19 protein-coding genes are annotated in these 22,155 nt (G+C 28.8%); 10 read left to right on the plus strand and 9 right to left on the minus strand.

The window, feature by feature from the left end; genetic code table 11:
- Nucleotides 1-78 precede the first annotated feature (78 nt).
- The 9 genes from KO506_RS08765 to KO506_RS08805 all read left to right on the plus strand — a co-directional run bounded on the left by KO506_RS08765 (nt 79) and on the right by KO506_RS08805 (nt 12,359).
- Nucleotides 79-1,398 (plus strand): serine hydrolase domain-containing protein, encoded by a 1,320-nt coding sequence (locus tag KO506_RS08765; RefSeq protein ID WP_215994528.1) that lies wholly within the window; start codon nt 79-81, stop codon nt 1,396-1,398.
- 819 nt (nt 1,399-2,217) lie between these two features.
- A complete protein-coding gene (locus KO506_RS08770; protein ID WP_215994529.1) occupies nt 2,218-3,579 on the plus strand; it encodes a PcfJ domain-containing protein in 1,362 nt (453 codons plus the stop codon).
- A 57-nt stretch (nt 3,580-3,636) separates the two neighbouring features.
- Nucleotides 3,637-4,329, plus strand: a complete 693-nt coding sequence (prfH, locus tag KO506_RS08775) for a peptide chain release factor H (RefSeq protein ID WP_215994530.1) — start codon at nt 3,637-3,639, stop codon at nt 4,327-4,329.
- A 1-nt stretch (nt 4,330) separates the two neighbouring features.
- The gene (locus tag KO506_RS08780) at nt 4,331-4,861 is read left to right on the plus strand and encodes a tetratricopeptide repeat protein (protein WP_215994531.1); all 531 of its coding nucleotides are present in this window, start codon (nt 4,331-4,333) and stop codon (nt 4,859-4,861) included.
- A 1-nt stretch (nt 4,862) separates the two neighbouring features.
- The gene (locus tag KO506_RS08785) at nt 4,863-6,254 is read left to right on the plus strand and encodes an RtcB family protein (RefSeq protein ID WP_215994532.1); all 1,392 of its coding nucleotides are present in this window, start codon (nt 4,863-4,865) and stop codon (nt 6,252-6,254) included.
- The gene (locus KO506_RS08790) at nt 6,202-6,990 is read left to right on the plus strand and encodes a nucleotidyltransferase domain-containing protein (protein WP_215994533.1); all 789 of its coding nucleotides are present in this window, start codon (nt 6,202-6,204) and stop codon (nt 6,988-6,990) included. Before KO506_RS08785 ends, KO506_RS08790 begins: the two co-directional genes overlap by 53 nt.
- The gene (locus KO506_RS08795; protein ID WP_215994534.1) at nt 6,977-8,032 is read left to right on the plus strand and encodes a nucleotidyltransferase domain-containing protein; all 1,056 of its coding nucleotides are present in this window, start codon (nt 6,977-6,979) and stop codon (nt 8,030-8,032) included. Before KO506_RS08790 ends, KO506_RS08795 begins: the two co-directional genes overlap by 14 nt.
- Nucleotides 8,033-8,074: 42 nt before the next feature.
- Nucleotides 8,075-9,421: an SWIM zinc finger family protein gene (locus KO506_RS08800; RefSeq protein ID WP_215994535.1), complete on the plus strand. Its 1,347-nt coding sequence runs from the start codon at nt 8,075-8,077 to the stop codon at nt 9,419-9,421.
- Nucleotides 9,414-12,359 (plus strand): DUF6493 family protein, encoded by a 2,946-nt coding sequence (locus tag KO506_RS08805; protein ID WP_215994536.1) that lies wholly within the window; start codon nt 9,414-9,416, stop codon nt 12,357-12,359. Before KO506_RS08800 ends, KO506_RS08805 begins: the two co-directional genes overlap by 8 nt.
- 59 nt (nt 12,360-12,418) lie before the next feature.
- Here the strand turns inward: KO506_RS08805 and KO506_RS08810 are convergent, their stop codons facing one another.
- The 7 genes from KO506_RS08810 to tyrS form a co-directional block, all read right to left on the minus strand.
- On the minus strand, nt 12,419-12,622 hold the full coding sequence (locus KO506_RS08810; RefSeq protein ID WP_215994537.1) for a hypothetical protein: 204 nt from the start codon (nt 12,620-12,622) through the stop codon (nt 12,419-12,421).
- Nucleotides 12,623-12,710: 88 nt separating this feature from the next.
- Nucleotides 12,711-14,027, minus strand: a complete 1,317-nt coding sequence (sufD, locus tag KO506_RS08815) for a Fe-S cluster assembly protein SufD (RefSeq protein ID WP_215994538.1) — start codon at nt 14,025-14,027, stop codon at nt 12,711-12,713.
- An 80-nt stretch (nt 14,028-14,107) separates the two neighbouring features.
- Complete coding sequence (gene sufC / locus KO506_RS08820; protein ID WP_215994539.1) at nt 14,108-14,857, minus strand: Fe-S cluster assembly ATPase SufC; 750 nt, start codon at nt 14,855-14,857, stop codon at nt 14,108-14,110.
- 62 nt (nt 14,858-14,919) lie between these two features.
- Entirely contained in the window at nt 14,920-16,368 is a 1,449-nt protein-coding gene (gene sufB, locus KO506_RS08825) for a Fe-S cluster assembly protein SufB (RefSeq protein WP_215994540.1), read from the minus strand.
- Nucleotides 16,369-16,416: 48 nt separating this feature from the next.
- Nucleotides 16,417-16,746, minus strand: coding sequence for a HesB/IscA family protein (locus tag KO506_RS08830; RefSeq protein ID WP_215994541.1), 330 nt, complete (start codon nt 16,744-16,746; stop codon nt 16,417-16,419).
- 105 nt (nt 16,747-16,851) lie between these two features.
- On the minus strand, nt 16,852-17,868 hold the full coding sequence (locus tag KO506_RS08835) for a cytochrome-c peroxidase (protein WP_215994542.1): 1,017 nt from the start codon (nt 17,866-17,868) through the stop codon (nt 16,852-16,854).
- Between the two features lie 127 nt (nt 17,869-17,995).
- Nucleotides 17,996-19,288, minus strand: coding sequence for a tyrosine--tRNA ligase (gene tyrS / locus KO506_RS08840; protein WP_215994543.1), 1,293 nt, complete (start codon nt 19,286-19,288; stop codon nt 17,996-17,998).
- Nucleotides 19,289-19,350: 62 nt separating this feature from the next.
- Here tyrS and KO506_RS08845 point away from each other — a divergent pair, with 62 nt between their 5' ends.
- Nucleotides 19,351-20,349, plus strand: a complete 999-nt coding sequence (locus KO506_RS08845) for an NAD-dependent epimerase/dehydratase family protein (protein ID WP_215994544.1) — start codon at nt 19,351-19,353, stop codon at nt 20,347-20,349.
- Here KO506_RS08845 and KO506_RS08850 read toward each other — a convergent pair.
- Nucleotides 20,342-20,812: a DUF4296 domain-containing protein gene (locus KO506_RS08850; protein ID WP_215994545.1), complete on the minus strand. Its 471-nt coding sequence runs from the start codon at nt 20,810-20,812 to the stop codon at nt 20,342-20,344. The two genes, KO506_RS08845 and KO506_RS08850, sit on opposite strands and share 8 nt — an antisense overlap.
- Before the next feature lie 2 nt (nt 20,813-20,814).
- On the minus strand, nt 20,815-22,152 hold the full coding sequence (locus KO506_RS08855; protein ID WP_215994546.1) for a dihydroorotase: 1,338 nt from the start codon (nt 22,150-22,152) through the stop codon (nt 20,815-20,817).
- Nucleotides 22,153-22,155: the final 3 nt, after the last annotated feature.

Consider the following 22,155-nt stretch of genomic DNA (forward strand, 5'->3'; position numbering starts at 1 on the left):
AGATAAACCTCTATTTTTTAAACCTCTAAAAAAGGCAATATGATTTTCTTATTTTTACATCACTAAACTCTTCTAAATATGAAAATTTTTAAACGAATTCTACTTTTATTATGCATTGTAGTTATTATTGCTGTTTTTTTTAATTACCCAAAATTGAATATAATTGCAGGATATTCAGCAAAAAACACAGCTTCATCAGTGTTTTTAGCCAATCGATCTTTAGAATTTACAGATAAAACAGATAATAATTTTTCGCCAATAAACTTGGCCACAGATTTAGTTAAAAAAGATAAAAATATCGCAAGTTCATCTGTTTTTAACTTATTAACAAGAAAAGCAATTTACAGAGAGGGATTAGGAGCTGTTTTAACGTTAACTAAAGAAGATGAAACTGCAGCTTATTTAGTGCCTAAAAGAGCAAAATCAGATAATATTACGCCTTATCCTTATGGAAATGCTGAACAGAAAGACACCGTTTTTGCAAATATTAATTATGATAAATTAAACGAAACTGTGGCGTCTGTTTTTGGTAAAAATCAATCTAGAGCTGTAGTTGTTATTTATAAAGATCAAATTATTGCAGAAAAATATGCAGATGGCTTTACCATAGATTCTAGAATTTTAGGATGGTCTATGACCAAAAGTATTATGAGTACAGTTTTCGGAGTTATGCAACATCAAAATAAATTAAAAATTACAGATAAGGCACCAATTGATTCTTGGCAAAATGATGAGCGTAAAAACATAAGCATTCATAATTTATTACAGATGAATTCTGGTTTAGAATGGGATGAAAACTACAACGAAATTTCTGATGTTACTAAAATGCTCTTTTTAGAAAGAGATATGACTAAAATGCAAGCAGAAAAGCCCTTAACAGGTAAAATAAATGCATCTTGGAACTATTCTTCTGGAACTTCGAACTTGTTATCTGGCATTGTTAGAAATCAGTTTAAAACGCATCAAGAATACCTAGATTATTGGTATTCGGATTTAATTGATAAAATTGGAATGAATTCCATGGTTTTAGAAACGGATTTAGCAGGTAATTATGTAGCATCTTCTTATGCTTGGGCAACTCCAAGAGATTGGGGTAAATTCGGTTTATTATACTTGCATAAAGGTAACTGGAATGGAACTCAAATTTTTGCAAAAGATTGGGCAGATTATGTTGCAACACCTACACCAACATCAAACGGAATTTACGGTGCTCAGTTCTGGTTAAATGCAAATGGTGGCTTTAAAGATGTACCAAAAAACATGTTTTATGCTGATGGATATCAAGGACAAAGAGTCTATGTTTTACCAGATCAAGACATAGTAATTGTTAGAATGGCACTTTCTTGGATGGAAGAAAACAAGTTTTTAAAAGGTGTTTTAGAAAGTATTGAACAATAGTTTCTTTAATTTTTTGCATATTTGCAACTCAAAATAGTAGAAATAAATCAATTTTTAGCTTATGAATATATTTAATCAACATAAAAAAGGACGCTTTTTGCGACTATTTAAAGGTATATTCTAGATAGAAATTTTAAATAATATTGTAAAAACGTCCAAAATTCATTTTTTGGACGTTTTTTTTTGAAATTAATTTAGATGCTGATAAAAAGTGTAAGTCTTAACTACATATCACAACTTCAAAGAGTTATCTAAACTCACCATTTCCGATTTAATTCGGACAGGAAATCTATTGCTTAAAGCTTAATTAAAGCACTGATAATCAGTTAAATAAACTCAATTTTTTCTTGTGTAAATCAAAAATACGTTTTAGGTTTGCACCGCAATCAAAAATAAAATTTGATAAAGCAAAAACAATTATAACAACTGATTCATTTCAGAATAAATACGAAGTATATGTTAAATAACAGATTTCACAAAAACATACAAAGAGAACAGAGTTCTTTTTATGATTTACTTCGCGACTTTTACAATTATAAATAGCAATCACTATTTAATATGAAAAGTCCGAAGCCTAATTAAAGTTTCGGACTTTTTTTGTCTATCCAAAATTAGTTTATCCAAAGTTCGAAACTAGAACAATAAGATACCTTCTTTTTTAAATAAGGATGTATTAACAGAATACTCAGATAAAATTTTATCCGAAGTTTTCTGAAAGAGAAAGTATTTGCCAAAATTAAATAACCTCTAGCAATTAAAACTATTGGCTAATGAGTTAAGTGGCTTTACAGAGGCATTAATCTAGTAAAGAACTTTAAAATGAAAACGAATTGGAAAACACAAAAAACAACGTACCGTAAAAATAGTTACATAAAGCTTGTAGAAAAAATTTATAAAGCAAAGAACAAGCCAACACGTTATAAAAAAACCATAGAAACAATGCTTCTTGAGTTTTTTGGGAAAACAAGTAAAACCAGAAATATTTGGAAGAGAGAGGTTTTTAAAACACTACTTATCCATGCATATCATCAAAAATGTTATGCGTTACTAAGAGATTATAAAAGTGTTGAGGTTTTGCATAACATAAGTGCTTTTGGTAATAAATTGGTTAGAAATATAGAAGACTGGGAATGTAATAATTTTGATAAAGAAGAACAGTTAAGAGCATTAATTAGACACTGTTTTGCAAATTATGAAACACCCGTTTTTTTAGAAAATTCATTCTTTGGATGTAATAAAAGAGATATGCTTTGGTACATTCAAATAGGCAAAGGTAAAAGTGTAAAATCTTTAACCCAAATGCCAATAAACCTTACTAAAAAAATGGCTCACGGTTTTAAAAATGCGCCAGCTTATTTTGATGCAAATGAAGCGTTAAGATATACACAAGCATTAGGTTTTGGTGCCTCTATAAAAACAGCAAAAGTAATTGCTTTCTCTAGTTTATCAGTTATTAATAAAAGAGAAGAAATATTTTGGGCAACAGTAGTTCAGTTTTTTGCAAAAGAAACAAGTTTAAAAACTGTTGATGTAAACGAAATGTTTGATTATTTAGGCTATAAATATAGAGAAAACAAAAGTTTTTCTGTGAAAGGTAGAACACAAAAATCGCTTCTTTTTCAAGCGAATGAATGGAAAAAAAGAGTTTATAGAGATGAAATTGTAGAGGTTTTAAGTTGGAAAGCTTCTGGAATAAAACCATTGAATTTAGAACAAACAGAAAATGGAAAACCAGTAGTTTATAAAACTGTAGAACTATTAAATTCTATAGCACTTTTTGATGAAGGTAATGCTATGCATCACTGTGTTGCTGAATATGATGAAGATTGTAAATATAATGATATTGCCATCTTTTCTTTACAAAAAGAAAGTATAGGTGAGTCTATTACACGTTTAGCAACTATTGAAGTTGGTCTTAAAGCAAGACAAATTTTTGAAGCAAAAGCAAAATACAATGAAAAGCCAAATGTAAAATCTTTAGAATTAATTGATTTGTGGATTAATAACGCACAAATTAAGCAAATGGAAGAGGTTGAACATGAAGTTTATCAACCAAATAACAATGTTAGAGTTGATAATAATGGTGTTTATGTTGCTGATGAAAGTTATGATACAACAACAGTTGTAAAAGTAATCTTTTGGATACTTTATCTTATAGCAAAAGTATTACTGTTTAGTTAATAAAAAGGGAAGATGGTAGGTTAAAAAATCATCTTCTCTTTTAAAAGAGAATTAAAAATGAAAACAAAAATAATACAAATATCCGCAGGAAAAGGACCTGTAGAATGTACATATGTTGTAGCAAAAGTGTTAAAAATATTCCTTAAAGAATTGGTAAGCAATAAGATTGATTATGCAATTTTAAATAGAGAAACAGGAATTGAAAATGGCACAATACAATCTGTAAACATTCAAATTACGGGAAATTATCTTGCCGATTTTACTACAAATTGGTTGGGTACAATTCAATGGATAGGAACATCAACCTTTAGAAAGTTTCACAAACGTAAAAATTGGTTTGTTGGCTGTTTTGAGATTGATAATTCATCAACAATAGAAATCAATGAAAATGAAATCAGTTTTCAAGCGATTAGAAGTTCTGGAGCAGGAGGTCAGCATGTTAATAAAGTAAGTTCTGCAATTAGAGCAAAACATACAAAAACAGGGTTGCAAGTTTTAGTGATGGACAGCAGATCTCAGCATCAAAATAAAAAAACAGCCATAAAACGTCTGCAAGAAAAAGTAGTTGAGTTTAATAAGGATCAATTGAAAGAGCAAATTAAAAATGAATGGGAAAATCATCAGCAATTAGAAAGAGGAAATCCTGTAAAGATTTTTAAAGGAAGCGATTTTAAATCAATTCAGAAAAGTAAATCATTTAAGACCAAAAGAAATCAGTTAAAAAATGATTTAAGAAAACAATTAGAATAAAATGGGAACATTAGTAAATAATTATGTGTTTAAAGCATTAGAAAATTATCCTTACGATTTAGAAGAAGTAATGGAAGCTTTAAATTATGCGTTGTCTTATGATGATAAAAATACAATGGCATTAACTTTAATGGGAAGAGTTTATGCAGAAAAATTATTAAAATACGATGAAGCAAAAGTTTATTTTAAACAAGCTTTGGCAGAAAATATATATGCTTTTGAAGTTTACGCACCTTATATAAACACACTTTTATGGAATGAAGATTATAAGGAAGTTGTAGAATTTATCGATTTTGCTTTAACTATAAAGGGTTCAGATAAAGCAGTTTTATACTTAAAAAAGGCAATTTTAAAAGAGCAATTAAAAGAATATAAAGAAGCTTTAAGTTGTATAAAAAAAGCAAAAGAGCATACTTATAATTCAGATTTTATGTCTGATATCAATATAGAAAAAGAACGTATTAAGGTGAAAATGCCTAAGAAAAAGAAAGAAAAAACAAATAAAAAAGGTAAAAAAGAAAATGGAAAATAAAATGAAAATCACAGGAAAAGAAATTATTGCCTTAGGTTTTAAACCAGGAAAATGGTTTCCGGAAGCTATAGAATTTATCAATGCAAATGAATTATCAGAAGCTGAAATTATTGTGTATTTAGAGCAATTTAAACCAGCTCCAACAATAGATTTGTTAGAAGAAATTGCTGATTTAAAAATCAATATAAAAGCAGAAAATGAACTAGAAGATATTAATGTGGATGCTGTTATTACATCAATGCAAACCTTAATGAAAACACCGACAATTGTTGGTGGAGCAGTAATGCCTGATGCTTGTCCAACAGGATCTGAAGGGGTAATTCCTGTTGGTGGAGTAGCAGTTGCAAAAAATGCCATTCATCCAGGAATGCATTCTGCAGATATTTGTTGTTCTGTAATGTTAACCGATTTTGGAAAAGCTGATCCTAAAAAAGTTTTAGATGCAGCACATTCTGTTACACATTTTGGTCCTGGAGGTAGAGATAGAAATTCGCAATTTCGTTTTCCTTCGGATTTGTTAGCAGAAATTGAAGCAAATCCGTTTTTGAATAATCAAAAATGTATTTCTGCTGCGAGATCACATCTTGGAACACAAGGAGATGGTAATCATTTTTTGTTTGTGGGTACTTCTAAAAAAACAGGAAATACCATGTTGATTACACATCATGGTTCTAGAGGTTTTGGAGCTAATTTATATAGCAGAGGAATGAAAATTGCAGAACAATTTCGAAAAGAATTGTCTCCACAAACTTTAAAACAAAATGCATGGATTCCTTTTGATACAGAAGAGGGTAAAAATTACTGGGAAGCTTTGCAAATCATTAGAAAATGGACAAAGAAAAACCACGAAGTTTTACATGATGCTACTTTGCATAAATTAGGAATTCAGCAAGAAAATAGGTTTTGGAATGAACATAATTTTGTGTTTAAAGATGGAGATTTGTTTTATCATGCAAAAGGAGCAACTCCTTTAGATGCCAAGTTTATGCCAGATATTACTGGGCCAAGATTAATTCCGTTAAATATGTCTGAGCCTGTATTGATAGTAGAAGGAAAAACTACTGAAAATAATTTAGGTTTTGCACCTCATGGAGCTGGAAGAAATGTGAGCAGAACACAACATAGAAAAAGCAAAACAGGTACTGTTAATGATATTTTTAAAGAAGAAACAAAAGGTTTAGATGTCCGTTTTTTCTCAAAAGAAATTGATATTACTGAATTACCATCAGCATATAAAAATGCTGAAACTGTAAGAAATCAAATGGAAGAGTTTGGCTTAGGAGAAGTTATTGATGAGGTTATGCCTTATGGCTGTATTATGGCTGGTAATTGGCAAAAAAATGCTCCTTGGAGAAATCGAAGGAGACAGGATAAAAGAAATGGAAATAAATAAGAAATTAAAAGAAATAGAAAAAAGGAGAGAAGTAAAAATACTCTTTGCTTGTGAATCTGGAAGCAGAGCTTGGGGCTTTGCTTCTCCAGATTCAGATTACGATGTACGTTTTATATACACAAAACCTTTAGATTGGTATTTATCAGTAACAGAGAAAAAAGATTCGATTGATATAATGAATGGAGATTTTGATGCTGTAGGTTGGGAGCTTAAAAAGCATTTAAAATTGATGATGAAATCAAACATACCAGCTTTAGAGCATTTATTCTCACCAATAGTTTATAAAGGAAATGATAATATCATCAATGAAATGAGAGCAATTGGTATAGATTGTTTTTCGCCTATAAAATCGATGTTTCATTATTTAAGTATGAGTAAAAAATACGAAGAGAAATTACACAAAGATGATATTAAATTAAAGGATTTATTTTATGCTTTAAGAACATCTTTGGCAGGAAAATGGATTTTAGAAAACAATTCTTTACCACCAGTAATTTTTGAGAAAATGTTGCATTTAGTTGATGAGGATATGGAAAAAGAAATTAGAAATTTAATGAAAATTAAAAGTGAAAAGGGAGAAAGTTATATACATACAAAGAACACAAAAGTTGTAAATTTAGTTTCAGAACTGATATTTGAAAATAATAAATATGCTAAAACATTACCTTCAGAAAAACCAAATACAGAAAGAATAAACAACTTTTTGTATAAAATTTTAATTAATGAAAACAATTGAAGAACTTAAAAAATCAGGAAGCATTATTTTTGAATGTATTAGTGGTAGTAAGGCTTATGGTCTTGCTACTCCTAATTCTGATACAGATATTAGAGGTGTTTTTATTTTACCAAAAGAGCAATTTTATTCTTTAAGTTATGTTGGTCAAATAAATAATGAAACTAATGACCAAGCCTATTACGAATTGAGAAAATTTATAGAATTATGTGCTAAAAATAATCCGAATATTTTAGAGATGTTAAATATTCCTGATGAATGTATTTTGTACAAACATCCTTTATTTGATGAAATAAAAAAGGAAATTTTCTTATCTAAACTATGTAAAAATACTTTTGTAAATTATGCGTTCACTCAAATTAAAAAAGCAAGAGGGTTAAATAAAAAGATTACAAATCCTGTTGATAAAAAAAGAAAATCAGTTGACGATTTCTGTATTATAAATTTTGGAAAAAAATCAATTTATTTAAATCAATTTTTATCAGAAAATGATTTAAAAAAAGAGTTTTGTGGTTTGGCAAAAATCACCCATATCAAGGATTGTTATAATTTATTTTATAACAAAAAATTGAATTATAAAGGTGTTTCTAAAGAAAGTGCAAATGAAGTTTGTTTGAGTTCGATACCAAAAGAAGAAGAACCAATTGGCTTATTATATTTTAATTTAGATGGATATTCTTCTTATTGCAAGAAATATAAAGAATACTGGTCTTGGGTAGATAAAAGGAATAATGAACGCTATAAAAATAACATTTCTAACAATAAGAATTACGATGCTAAAAATATGATGCACACATTTAGATTGTTACATATGGCAAAAGAAATTGGTGAAGAAAATCTAATTAACGTAAAAAGAAATGATAGAGATTTCTTGCTATCTATAAAAAATGCAGAATTTGAATATGAAGATTTAGTTGAAAAAGCTGAAAGAATAAAAAATGATTTAGATGCTGTTTATAAGGGTTTTAGGCTTCAAGAGGTTCCAAATTTAGAAGTTGTAAATAAACTTCTTATAAGCATTAGAACTGAATTTTATGATCAATAAAACAATATTTTAAAGAGATTTTGTTACATTTAACAAAAAAAATTGGCAACAGAATCTTTAAGTTATAAATACAATTCAGCATCAACTATTAAGAATAAAAATGGTAATGAGAACTTACTTTTATCTAAATTTAATGAAGTTGAAAAAGGGAATTCACCTTGCTTTTTTTGGGGCAAATTAAACAATCCTTATGAATTATCTAGGTGTTTAATAACCTTGTCAAACGTTGTGCAATCTAGTTTTAATTTATCTCCATTTCAAATGGCTTTGCTAAAAGATCCAATTGTAACAGCGGGTAATAATCAGATTCGTTTTGAAGGATTTTCTCATTGTGCAGGTGTTTATGCAAGAGTTGATATTCTAGAAAACGGACAAGAGGGAGAGTTTATTGAAAACGGAACAACAAATGTCGATTTTAACACACCACTTATTTCTGAATTAGGAAAAATCAGAAAGAATGATGATTTAGTACTTTCTGTTGGTCAAAAAGAAGTTGGTTTTCATAAAGAAGGCGAAAGTTTTATAGAACGAAAAGTACCTTTACCTAGTAAATGGATTAAAGGATTAACAACTGTTCAGCATTATTTTTCTGAATCTGAATATGGTCTAAAATTGAATAGAATTCAAGCCATTCAATTATTTAAAACAATTCCTCCTGGTAAAGTTAAAACAGATTATTTTTTGATTAAAAGAGGGAATAAATATTTGTTTTCACCTTTAAAATCTAAAACTGCAATTTGTATTGGTGGTATTCACCGATTAAAATTGTTGCAACCTTTAATGCCTTTGATAAATACTTTAGATATTTATCCTCATAAAGATTTACAGTCTGTAACTTTTATTCTAGGTTTTAAAGAATTGAATTTTGTGTTTTCAGTTTCTAGAGATTTTTGGCGTGGTTTTTCTGGAGAAGGAGCTGCTTTAGAGAATTTAATTGAGGATTTGCCTGATTCTTTAGTAAAAGCATTTGATAATTATTCATTTACCAATCAAGAATTCAACCCTACTTTAATGGCTTTTGAAGAAAATATTGATGTTGCTAAAATCGAAAATTTATCTACAAAACTTTCAGCAATGGGATTGTTGGGTTATGATTTGGCTAAAAATGGATTTTTCTACAGAAGATTACCATTTAAATTAGAAAGAATCTTATCCTTAAACCCAAGGTTAAAAGGTGCTGAAAAATTACTACAAGAGAAAAAAGTAGAAATTACCTTACAAAATGATAATGAAATAGAAGCTAAAGTAGAAGGCTCAGGAGTTTTACATTATGTTATTTTAAAAGATGATATTCAAAAATGTACCTGCACTTGGTATAGTAAGAATCAAGGAGAAAGAGGGGTTTGTAAACATATTTTAGCAGTTAAGAAAAAGGTGAAGAATGATTGATGAATTAAAAAAAGAGTTACAACAGATAATCCATCAAGAGAAAGAAAAAGAAATAATCCCTTTTTTAAAAAAATTAACTTTTAAAGAGAAAAAGGCATTAGTTCCTTTTCTAAAAAAATACAAAGAACAAATTTTTGAAACATACACTGTAGAAGAAAAATCGAAATGGGGTTTATCTTTTTCTCATAAGGATAAACATTCAGCAGAAAAAAGAGATTTAATAACAAAAGTATGTTTTGTTTGTTATAATAAAACTGATTTTAAGAAAGCATTTTGGAACTCGGTTAATATAATTACAAGTGATGAGTATATAAATGATATAATTCCTTGGTATGTTCCTAATTGGTATAGCAATCTAATAAATGAAGAAAATTCCTGGTCTTTAAATTATTTAAAAACAATGTTTTTAATGAGTAAAGGTTGGATAGAACCTTCTAATGCTTTAATAGTTAGTAAATTACCAAATGCAATTATAGATAGTGAAACTATAAATGGTGTTAATGTAAATAGTTATACCCCAGAGGTTTTAGAAAAATATTCAGTAACTTTAAATGAACATATTTGGTTGATTTTTGAAGAAGATTCATCCATAAATAATAATTACATTAATTATAGATTAAATAATTATAATAAAAAAAATGATGTCTGGATAGATACTTTTGTTGATTTAGTAGAAGCTAAAAAATTGGATAGAAATAAAGCTTTAGAAGCATCCATATTAACATCAACAAAAAGTTTTAATCAAAATTTAACAGGTTGGTTTTTTGATCTATTTATAAAACTAGCCCCAACAAATGATGAAATTTTAGCTTTACAAAACGAACTTTTTTCAGCATTAAACTCTCCACATTCAAAAGTTGTCAATACAGTTTTAAGATTTTTTAAAAAAGTAGGGAATTTAAAAAAATTTCAGCAACTAAATTTTATAGAAAATAGTTCTATTTTATTGAATTCAGAAACAAAATCTGTAATCAATTCTACTTTAATTTTATTAGATAAAATTGCAAAGTCTAACACTAAACTAGTTGATGAGATTTGTTTTAAAACTACAGAAGCTTTGTTAAATGTTGATGATAAGATTCAATTAAGAGCCTCAAAAATCATTTCTAAATATGGAAATATTGATTCTGTTGAGTTAAAAGCTGAAGTAAACCTATATCAAGATTCTTTGTTTTATTCTTCTAAAGAAGTTTTGAATGCTTTTATTGAAGATTCTGAAGAAGAGGAATTAGCTATAGAAGAAGAATTGAGTACTCAAATACTAACGGAATCTAATAGAGTAGAAGTATACTCTACTTTTGATGAGTTATTGTTTTTTGTAAGTCAAGTATTAGATAACAATGATGTACATCATATTGATATGTTTTTGTCTTATGCTCCAAAATTAAATTTATTAATAAATAGAGAAAACGTCTCTAAATTAGAACCAATCTTTAAGAGAGCATTAGACTTAACTTTTAGTTTTGAGAATTGGAATAGTCAAATAGGAGAACTTGAATTTAAGGCAGCATACTTTTTAAATGACTTTTCAGAAATTTTGATGGAAAAATATGCTAATGAGCTTCAAAACTTTAAAACTTACAAAACCAATAAAATTCAAAAGTTAAAAAAGGAGAACTTTTTTAGGCATTATAAAGGAAATTTAAAAGAGATTGAATATCAATCAATCAATAATAGAGTTTATCATTTACATCAATCTTTATTTATAGCATCAAAAAAGCTTATTAAAGCAAAAATAGCATTAGAGTTTTTATCAACACCTACTCATTATCCTTGTTGGGTAGCTCCAGAAATTTTGATTGATAGAATTAAAAGATATGAAAATAGTACTATAAAAATTAACCCTTATGATATACAAATTGCAATTGCAAGATTACCTTTAATTGAATTTGATGATTCTTTACTTTATAAGATAAACGAAATTAGAAACAAAGAGATTCAAGAAACACTTAAGTACTTCTATAATTTTTTACCGTTAAAAGAAGCTAATATTTTAAGAAAAGATGTTTGGATTCAAGCAGTATTATGTAAGAAGAATTCCGACGATATAAACTACTTTAAAGAGACTTTTGAGTATAAGTTAAAAAAAGAAACTACAGACTATAAATGGGATTGTAAATTACAAGATCATATTTATAATGTATATGATTTTGAAAAAAGAAAATATGTAGATAAAACTATTCAGAAAAAAGAGATTCGATTTTTTACTACAAAAGAAAAAATAAAAGAGACTTTTATACAGCAAATAAAATCGTACTTAAATCCTAAAAAGGAAAACAGTATTATAAGTATGTACAGTTATATTCGCTTTAATAAAAGACAATACGAAACAGTAATCACACCAAAAGATGATGTGAAATTTTTGAATTTAGCGCCTAATAATCCTGAAGTTTTTTTACAGCAGGTTGTAAAATATATTTTGAATGAATCTACTTTTTCAAGTGAAACGAACAAGAAAAATATGGTAAATATTTTAAAAGGTTTATTTGATATTTGGTGTAGAAAAGATTATCAAGAAAGTGTATATTTATTTTTAGCAGCTAGTTTTTTATGTAGCGATAAAGTTTCTAGAGAATTAGCAGCAGAAATTTGGATTAAAGCTGTGTCAGAAAATAATTTTAAAACTGAGTTATTTGGTAGTGTTTTAGGCAAGTTACAGTATAATGAATATGGCTCTTTTAAGCGTTTTACAGATTTATTAACTTTAAATCTATTAAATATCTCGAAAAATCATAATAGAAACTTGCTAGTTTTATTGAATGCTATGATTACAAATATGAATGAAAAGCCTTTAAGAAACACTAAAAAATTAGTTGATATTCTATTTGAATTAAAACAAGCTTTTAAAGATTTTGAGTTAAGTGATAAAACAAAAGGTAAATTAACTTTATGGTGTAAGACAAAGTCTTTGAGTTTAGTTATCAAAAAAATAATTTAAGCTAAACCAAAAAACCACCCTGAATATGAGTGGTTTTTAATATATATTATTTTTTGATTTTAGCTTTTTCCTTTTATCAAACTTAAAGCTACTGCAACAACACCAAGTGCTAAAATCACATAAGCATTTGTGTTATCTTGAGCTTCTATTAAGTCTAAATCTCCAATAGAAACTTGTGTTTCTGGTTGTACTATGGTGTAAACTCCATAAGCACATAAAATAATTCCTATAATAAGTAAAACTGATTTTATTGTCTTGTTCATAATGTAATGGTTTAATTAATTCATTACAAAACTATTACATAAAGCCAGTTTACTTTAGCGCTTTTACAATAAAAGTTAACTGATTTGCTTACAAATCGAAACCAATATTTACATTCAATTTCTCTGCAATTAACTTTGTAATTCTAGATTTTACTTCTGGTATTTTTACGCTTTCTAAAACTGTATTTGCAAAAGCAAACATTAATAATCCTTTACCTTCTTTTTGCGGAATCCCTCTTTGTTGCATATAAAATAAAGCATCATCATCTAATTGACCAATGGTACAACCATGAGAACATTTTACATCATCAGCAAAAATTTCTAGTTGAGGTTTTGCGTTAATTGTAGCTTTATCACTTACCAAAACATTGTTGTTTTGTTGATAAGCATTGGTTTTCTGAGCTTCTTTATTAACGATTACTTTTCCGTTAAAAACACCTGTAGAACGTTCATCATAAATACCTTTATAATCTTGATGAGATTCGCAATTTGGCTCTATATGATCCACTAAAGTATGATGATCCACATGTTGTTTACCCTCAATAATTGTAACTCCTTTTAAAATAGAATCTATATGTTCTCCATTTTGATAAAAGTTTAAATTATTTCTGGTGATGTTACCACCAAAAGAAAAAGTATGCACAGAAGCAACACTATTTGATTTTTGATTAATGTAAGTATTATCAACCAAAGAAGCGTTTATATCATCATTCTGAATTTTATAAACATCTACAGTAGCACTTTTATCAACAAAAATTTCTGTAACTACGTTAGATAAAACTGCGTTTGATGTTAAACTTTGATGACGTTCTATAATTTGAACATGTGCATTTTCTTCTACAACAATTAAATTTCTTGGCTGTACCATAGTTGTAATATCTGCACATGTAGAAAAATTAATGATTTGTATTGGCTTTTCTACTTCTACATTTCTTGGAATGTGAATGTAAGCACCTTCTTTTGCAAATGCTGTATTTAAAGATGTTAAATTGTCTTGATTTGCAACTTTATTAAAGTACTTTTCTATAACAGGTTTGTACTTTGGCTTTGCAAAAGCAGCAGACATTAAGCAAACATCTATAGTGTCGTGTGTAGTTTCTGATAAAAACGGACTGTATTTACCATCAATAAAAACAACTTTATATGTGTCTATGTCATGTATAAAATACTTTTTAACATCCGCTAATTCTACAGCTGTACATTTATTAGGAAAAATACTGTAATCTTCTTTTAAAATTGAGTTTAAAGAAGTGTATTTCCAAGCTTCCAACTTTTTGGTTGGGAAACCTAATTTTTCGAAATTTTCTAGTGCTTCTGTTCTAATATCATGAACATCAGAATTGATGTTTATGTCATTCTCAAAAGCTACATATGATGATAGTATTTTATCTTTTAATAATTCCATTGTTGTTCAAAGTTTTAAGTTTAAAATTCAAGATTGACTAACTTTGAATTTAAAATTTTTGAATTTTGAATAAGAGTTAGTTATACTAATTCTTTCTTAATCCAGTCATAACCTTTTGCTTCTAGTTCTAAAGCTAAAGAAGCATCACCTGTTTTTACAATTTTACCATCGTGTAAAACGTGTACAAAATCTGGTACTATATAATCTAATAAACGTTGGTAGTGTGTTATTACAACTACAGCATTGTCTTTAGATTTTAGTTTGTTAACACCATTTGCAACAATACGTAAAGCATCAATATCTAAACCAGAATCAGTTTCATCTAAAATGGCTAATTTTGGCTCTAACATTGCCATCTGAAATATTTCGTTACGTTTCTTTTCTCCACCAGAAAAACCTTCGTTTAAAGAACGCGATAAAAATTTACGGTCTATTTCTAACAATTCAGATTTTTCTCTGATCATTTTTAACATGTCTTTTGCAGGCATGTCTTCTAAACCTTTTGCTTTTCTTGTTTCGTTAATGGCAGTTTTTATAAAGTTGGTTACAGAAACTCCAGGAATTTCTACTGGGTATTGAAATGATAAAAATACACCATTATGAGCTCTTTCTTCAGGAGCTAACTCACTAATATCTTCTCCATTTAACTCAATAACACCATCTGTTACCTCATATTCTTCTTTACCTGCAATTACATTTGCCATAGTACTTTTACCTGCACCATTTGGCCCCATAATTGCGTGAACTTCACCAGCTTTTACTTCTAAATTCAATCCTTTTAAAATTGATTTTTCTTCTATTGAAGCGTGTAAATTGTTGATTTTTAACATCTTTTTTATGCTATTTGCTTTAAGCTTTATGCCTTAAGCTGTTTAATAATTCTTCTAATTTTTTATCCTACAGAACCTTCTAAAGAAATTTCCAATAATTTTTGAGCTTCTACAGCAAATTCCATTGGTAATTTATTTAACACCTCTTTACTAAATCCGTTTACAATTAAAGCGATTGCTTTTTCTGTATCAATTCCTCTTTGGTTACAGTAAAATAATTGGTCTTCACCAATTTTACTTGTAGTAGCTTCGTGTTCTATTTGAGCTGATTTATTTTTAACTTCTATATAAGGAAATGTGTGTGCACCACAAGCATTACCCATTAATAAAGAATCGCACTGAGAAAAATTACGTGCATTTTCTGCTCTAGAATTTATTTGCACTAAACCTCTATATGAATTTTGAGATTTTCCAGCAGAAATTCCTTTAGAAATAATGGTAGATTTTGTGTTTTTACCAAGATGAATCATCTTAGTTCCTGTATCTGCTTGCTGATAATGATTGGTAACAGCAATAGAATAAAACTCACCTACAGAATTGTTTCCTTTTAAAATACAAGAAGGATATTTCCAAGTTACAGCAGAACCTGTTTCTACTTGTGTCCAAGAAATTTTTGCATTAGTTTCGCATAAACCTCTTTTGGTTACAAAGTTAAAAACTCCACCTTTACCATTTTCATCACCAGGAAACCAGTTCTGAACCGTAGAATATTTAATTTCAGCATCATCCATTGCAATTAATTCTACAACAGCTGCATGTAATTGGTTTTCATCTCTTTGAGGAGCTGTACATCCTTCTAAGTAAGAAACGTAACTACCTTTGTCTGCAACTACTAAAGTTCTTTCAAATTGTCCTGTTCCTCCTTCATTGATTCTAAAATAAGTAGATAGCTCCATAGGACATTTAACGCCTTTAGGAATGTAACAGAAAGATCCATCAGAAAAAACAGCTGAATTTAAAGCTGCGTAAAAGTTGTCTGTTGTTGGTACAACAGTTCCTAAATATTTTTTCACCAATTCTGGATGCTCTTGAATAGCTTCTGAAATTGGCATAAAAATTATTCCTTTTTCGCCTAATGTTTTCTTAAAAGTAGTAGCTACAGAAACAGAATCCATAACAATATCTACTGCAACGTTTGCTAGTTTCTTTTGTTCATCTATAGAAATACCTAATTTTTTAAAAGTTTCTAATAAATCAGGATCAACTTCGTCTAAAGAGTTTAATTTTGGTTTCTTTTTTGGTGCAGAATAGTAAGCAATTTCTTGAAAATTAGGTTTAGGGTATTTAACGTTTGCCCAATCTGGTTCAGTCATTTTTTCCCATACTCTAAAAGCTTCAAGTCTCCATTCAGTCATCCATTCTGGCTCGTTTTTCTTTTTAGAAATTGCACGAACTACGTCTTCATTTAACCCTTTTGCAAAGGTTTCACTTTCTATATCTGTATAAAAACCATATTCGTATTCTTTGGTTTTTAATTCTAATTCTAAATCGTCTTCAGTATACTTACTCATAATTTTTCTTTTTTACTCCTTCTCTTTGAGAAGGTTGGTATGGGCTTTTTAAAGTGAAAAACTTTCTCCACAACCACAAGTTCTATTTGCATTTGGGTTGTTAAATACAAAACCTTTTCCGTTTAAACCTCCAGAATATTCTAAAGTTGTGCCTACTAAGTATAAAAAACTTTTTTTGTCAACAATAAGTTTTACGTTATTTTCTTCAAAAATTTTATCGTTTTCTTGCTGTGTTTTATCAAAAGTTAGATCGTAAGATAAACCTGAACAACCACCACTTTTAACACCAACTCTCACAAAATCTTTTTGTGCGTCAAAACCATCATCCGTCATTAGTTCAATGACTTTCTTTTTTGCTGTGTCTGAAACTTTTATCATAATTATAATAGATTAATCTAAATTGCCTACAAATATACGATATAAGTCGTAGAAATTAGTACAAACTTTCATTATGAAACCTAATGAAGTAATTGGTTTTATTGATTATTCTTGGAAGTTAGAGTTGTTAACAAATTCGTAATCAGTAAGTGATAATAAAAAAGCTTTTAAATCTGCTTTGTCTTTATCTGATAAACCAACTCCACCTTCACTAACTTTTTTCATTAATGGATCTATGGTAGACGAGCTTTGTAAACCCTCTGAATAATGGTTGATAACTTCTTCTAAAGTAGAAAATCGACCATCATGCATATAGGGTGCTGTAAATATTAGATTTCTAATTGATGGCGATTTAAATTTTCCATTATCAGCAGGATCTCCAGTAATTGCTCCTAAACCTAAATCAGAAAAAACAGTATCTAAACCATTGTTATGAAATTGATTATCTGTCCATAAAGGATTGTTGTTGCTTCCATGACAATGAAAACAATCTCCTCTAGCTTCATCCATAAAAACATCAAAACCATTTTGTTCTTCAGTTGTTAAAGTAGCTTCACCAATTAAAAATTCATCGAATTTAGAATTACCAGAAATTAAAGTTCTTTCAAATTGTGCAATAGCTTTTACAACTAACAAAGAATCTATTGTTGTTGTACCAAATGCTTGATTAAAAAGAGTTACATATTCTGAGTTGTTTTGCAGTTTTTGAGCAATATTAACCCAGTTTGCATGTAATTCTATAGGGTTAGAAACGGGTTCTAAAGCTTGGTTTTCAATACCAAATTCTGCTCCATCCCAAGTAAAAAGTTCATCGAAATTCCAAGCCAAATTAAATAAAGGCATTGCATTTCTTGTTCCTGAAATATTATCTATACCAATACTAAACTGCAAGCCATCTGTAAATGCTTTCTGCGGATTATGGCAACTTGCGCAAGATTGGGTTTCATCACCAGAAAGAATTTTATCAAAAAAAAGTTTTTTACCTAAAGCAACCCCTTCTTCTGTTAAAGGGTTGTTGGTTGGTATTATTGGTGCAATTAATTTATCTGCAAATAATTCAGGAATTTCTAAACTATAGGGAATTGGCACGTAAATGTCTTCTTCTTTTGATGTGCAATTCATCAGAAGAAAAAAGATAAATATGTAAAGCCAATTTTTATGCATCAATCAAAATGAGATTTCTCCATAAAGTCGAAATGACAAATGAAATATTTTATTTTAATAAAAGTACTGTTTTTAAAGGAAACAGTTATTCAACAATTAATAAGAAATACGTTTTTTTACCTCTTTGTAAAAGCACATATTTATTAGCAATTAAATCGTTTTTAGTAATTGTAAAACTATCGTTTACTTTTTCTTTATTTACAGAAATGGCATTTTCTTTAAGCGCTCTTCTTGCATCTCCATTCGATTTTAAGAAGTTTGTTTTTGCAGCTAAAGCACCAATCATATCTAAACCACTTGCAACATCATCCGTAGAAACTGTTGCTTGTGGTACACCATCAAAAACATCTAAAAATGTTTGTTCGTCTAACGATTTTAAATCATTAGAAGTAGATTTACCAAAAAGTATAGATGAAGCTTTTAAAGCATTTTCATAAGCTTCTTTGCCATGTGTCATGATTGTAACTTCTTCACCTAATTTCTTTTGTAATAAACGCAAATGCGGATTTTCTTTATGCTCAGCAATTAAACTTTCTATAGTTTCTTTGTCTAAAAAAGTAAATTTTTTGATAAAGTTTTCTGCATCTTCATCAGAAGAATTTAACCAATACTGATAAAATTTATAAGGCGATGTTCTGTCTGCATTTAACCAAACATTACCACCTTCTGTTTTTCCGAATTTAGTACCATCTGCTTTAGTAACCAAAGGCACTGTAATTGCGTAAGCTTTACCTTGCGCTTTTCTACGAATTAATTCTGTACCTGTAGTAATATTTCCCCACTGATCAGAACCACCCATTTGTAGTCTACAATTTTTTTCTTGGTATAAATGGTAAAAATCATAACCTTGAAAAAGTTGGTATGTAAATTCTGTAAAACTCATACCTACAGAAGATTCTGAGCTTAAGCGCTTTTTTACAGAATCTTTAGCCATCATATAATTTACAGTAATATGTTTACCTGTATCTCTAACAAAATCGATTAGAGAAATATCTTTCATCCAATCGTAATTGTTAACTAATTCTGCTTTGTTATCTGCATTTGCATCAAAATCTAAAAAGCGCTCTAAATTTTCTTTAACACCTGCAATGTTTTTAGCCAAAGTTTCCTCATCAAGTAAATTTCTTTCTGCAGATTTACCTGAAGGATCACCAACCATACCAGTTGCACCACCAATTAAAGCAATTGGGTTATGCCCTGCATTTTGAAAATGTTTTAAAATAAAAATCTGAACCAAACTACCAATATGTAAAGAATCTGCAGTAGGATCAAAGCCAATATAACCAGCTGTTTTATTTTTTAATAAATATTCTTCTGTGTCTGGCATTAAATCATGTAATAAGCCACGCCAACGTAATTCTTCTACAAAGTTTGTCATTCTAATCAATTTATCAGTTGGCAAATATAAGTTTATCAACCAAAATATACTAAATTCGTTCTATGATTTTAGTTACTGGAGGTACAGGTTTAGTGGGGTCGCATTTGTTATATCATTTATGTTTAAAGAATGATAAAATTAGAGCAATTTACAGAACAGAATCTTCTTTAGAAAATGTGAAAAAAATCTTTTCTTTTTATACTGCTGATGAAACTCTTTATACAAAAATAGAATGGTTTAAGGCAGATATTACTGATGTACCTTCTATGATTCCTGCTTTTGTTAATGTTAAACAAGTATATCATTGTGCAGCATTTATTTCTTTTAATCCTGAGGATTACAGAAGAATGAGAAAAGTAAATATTCATGGAACTGCTATTATTGTAAACCTTTGTATACATGTAAAAGTTGATAAACTCTGTTTTGTAAGTTCTATAGCTGCAGTTGGAGATTCTTTAAACGGAGGTTTAATTAACGAAGAAAATGAGTGGAATAAAGAACAAGATAATAGCGGCTATTCTATTACCAAATTTGGTGCAGAAATGGAAGTTTGGAGAGCTAGCCAAGAAGGTGTTGATGTTGTAATTGTAAACCCAGGTGTAATTTTAGGAAGTGGTTTTTTTAATGCAGGTTCAGGTAAATTTTTTAGTCAAGTTTATAATGGGTTTAAGTATTATACAGAGGGTAAAACAGGTTTTGTGTCTGTACAAGATGTTGTAAAACCTATGATTTTACTAATGAACGCAGATGTTAAAAACGAACGTTTTATTCTGGTTGCCGAAAACAAAACGTATAAAGAAATCTTTGATGCTATTGCTGCTGCTTTTCATAAAAAACGACCATCAATAAAAATAAAGCCTTGGCAAACTGCTATTTCTTGGCGAATTGCTTGGTTAATTTCAAAATTTACAGGTAAAGAACCTTTGTTGAGTAAATATTCAGCAAAATCTGCACATTCTATTTCAGAATATTCATCAGAAAAAATAGTAAAAACTTTAGATTATAAGTTTAAACCTATAGATATATCTATACAAAAAGTTTGTAAAAATTACCTTAATTAGGTCTTAAACCTCTTAAGCTAGCTTCTTTATCTTTTTCTATTATTGTCTGTTTTTTAATTGAATCTTCTTTCTTTTTTATCATTTTTACTTTAGAAATAGAGTCTTTTCTAATTGAATCCATTTCTTTTTTAATGACATTATAATAAGCAACTTGCTTGTCTAGATTGGCTTTAGCATCAGAAAAAATTTCTTTATACAAATCTATTTTAGACATATAATATAAGTTACTACCATTAAAACGAATACTATCTATTTTAAAACGATCATACACAAAAGGCATGTAGTTTATGTTTTTTTCTTGGTTCTTGTTTTTAACAAATTTAGAAGAAGAGGCAATCATCATTTCTTGAACTAAAAGACTCATTGTATCTCTAGGAATTAGGTCTTCTGGTTTTTTAAAAATGGTATTACTTGTACAGGAACCCAAGAATATTAATAGAAAAATGTAACTTAATTTTTTCATTACTAACGATTAAATGTCAAACGTTTTCCTTTTATATCATTATTAAAAACACCATTATTATACACTAAGTTTCCGTTTACAAAAGTTTGAGTTATGGTTGATGAAAATGTTGTGCCTTCGAAAGGAGACCAACCACATTTGTATAAAATATTGTCTTTAGAAACGGTTTGTGGTTTGTTTGTATCAATTAAAACTAAATCTGCATAAAAACCTTCTTTGATAAAGCCACGTTTTTCTATTTGAAATAATTTTGCAGGGTTATGACTCATTTTTTCAACGGCCTTTTCAATAGGAATAACACCTTCTTTTACTTTTTCTAAAATGGCAGTTACTGCATGTTGTACTAGTGGGCCTCCACTTGGTGCTTTTGTGTATACATTATCTTTTTCTTCTAAAGTATGTGGTGCGTGGTCTGTTGCTAAAACATCAATTCTATCGTCTAACAATGCTTTCCATAAACCTTGTCTGTCTTTTTCTGATTTTACAGCAGGATTCCATTTAATATGTGTTCCTTTTTCTGCATAATCTTTATCTGAAAACCATAAATGATGAATGCAAACTTCTGCTGTAATTTGCTTTTCTTCTAAAGGAATATCGTTTCTAAAAAGGTGTGTTTCTTTTTCTGTTGACAAATGAAAAATATGCAAACGTGCACCAGTTTTTTTTGCTAACTCAATTGCTTTTGATGAAGATAAATAACAAGCTTCTTCACTTCTAATAATTGGATGGTATTTTACAGGAATATCATCACCATATTTCTCTTTATAGTCTTGTGTATTTTTTCTGATAGTTGCTTCGTCTTCACAATGAACAGAAATAATCATTTTTGTTGATGAAAATATTTTTTCTAAAACAGCCTCATTATCAACCAACATATTTCCTGTAGAAGAACCTAAAAACAATTTAATTCCGGCAACTTTTTTAGGATCTGTTTTTAATAATTCTTCTAAATTGTCATTGGTACCACCAAACATAAAAGAATAATTTGCATAAGAATCTTTAGCTGCAATTTTAAATTTATCTTCTAATAAATCTTGTGTTGTAGCTTGTGGTACTGTGTTTGGCATTTCTATAAAAGTAGTAATTCCGCCAGCAACAGCAGCTCTACTTTCTGTAGCAATATTTGCTTTGTGTGTTAAACCAGGTTCTCTAAAATGTACTTGATCATCGATAAAACCAGGAATTAGATACTTGCCTTCGGCATTTATAATTTCGGTGTTTTCATCAACATTAATTTCTGATGAAATTTTTTGAATTATTTCATTTTTAATGAATACATCTGCTTTAAAAGTTTTGTTTTCATTAACAATAGTTGCATTTTTAATTAGAAAAGAGCTCATAAT

It is taken from the genome of Polaribacter vadi (assembly GCF_018861005.1).
Classification (GTDB): Bacteria; Bacteroidota; Bacteroidia; order Flavobacteriales; family Flavobacteriaceae; genus Polaribacter; species Polaribacter vadi_A.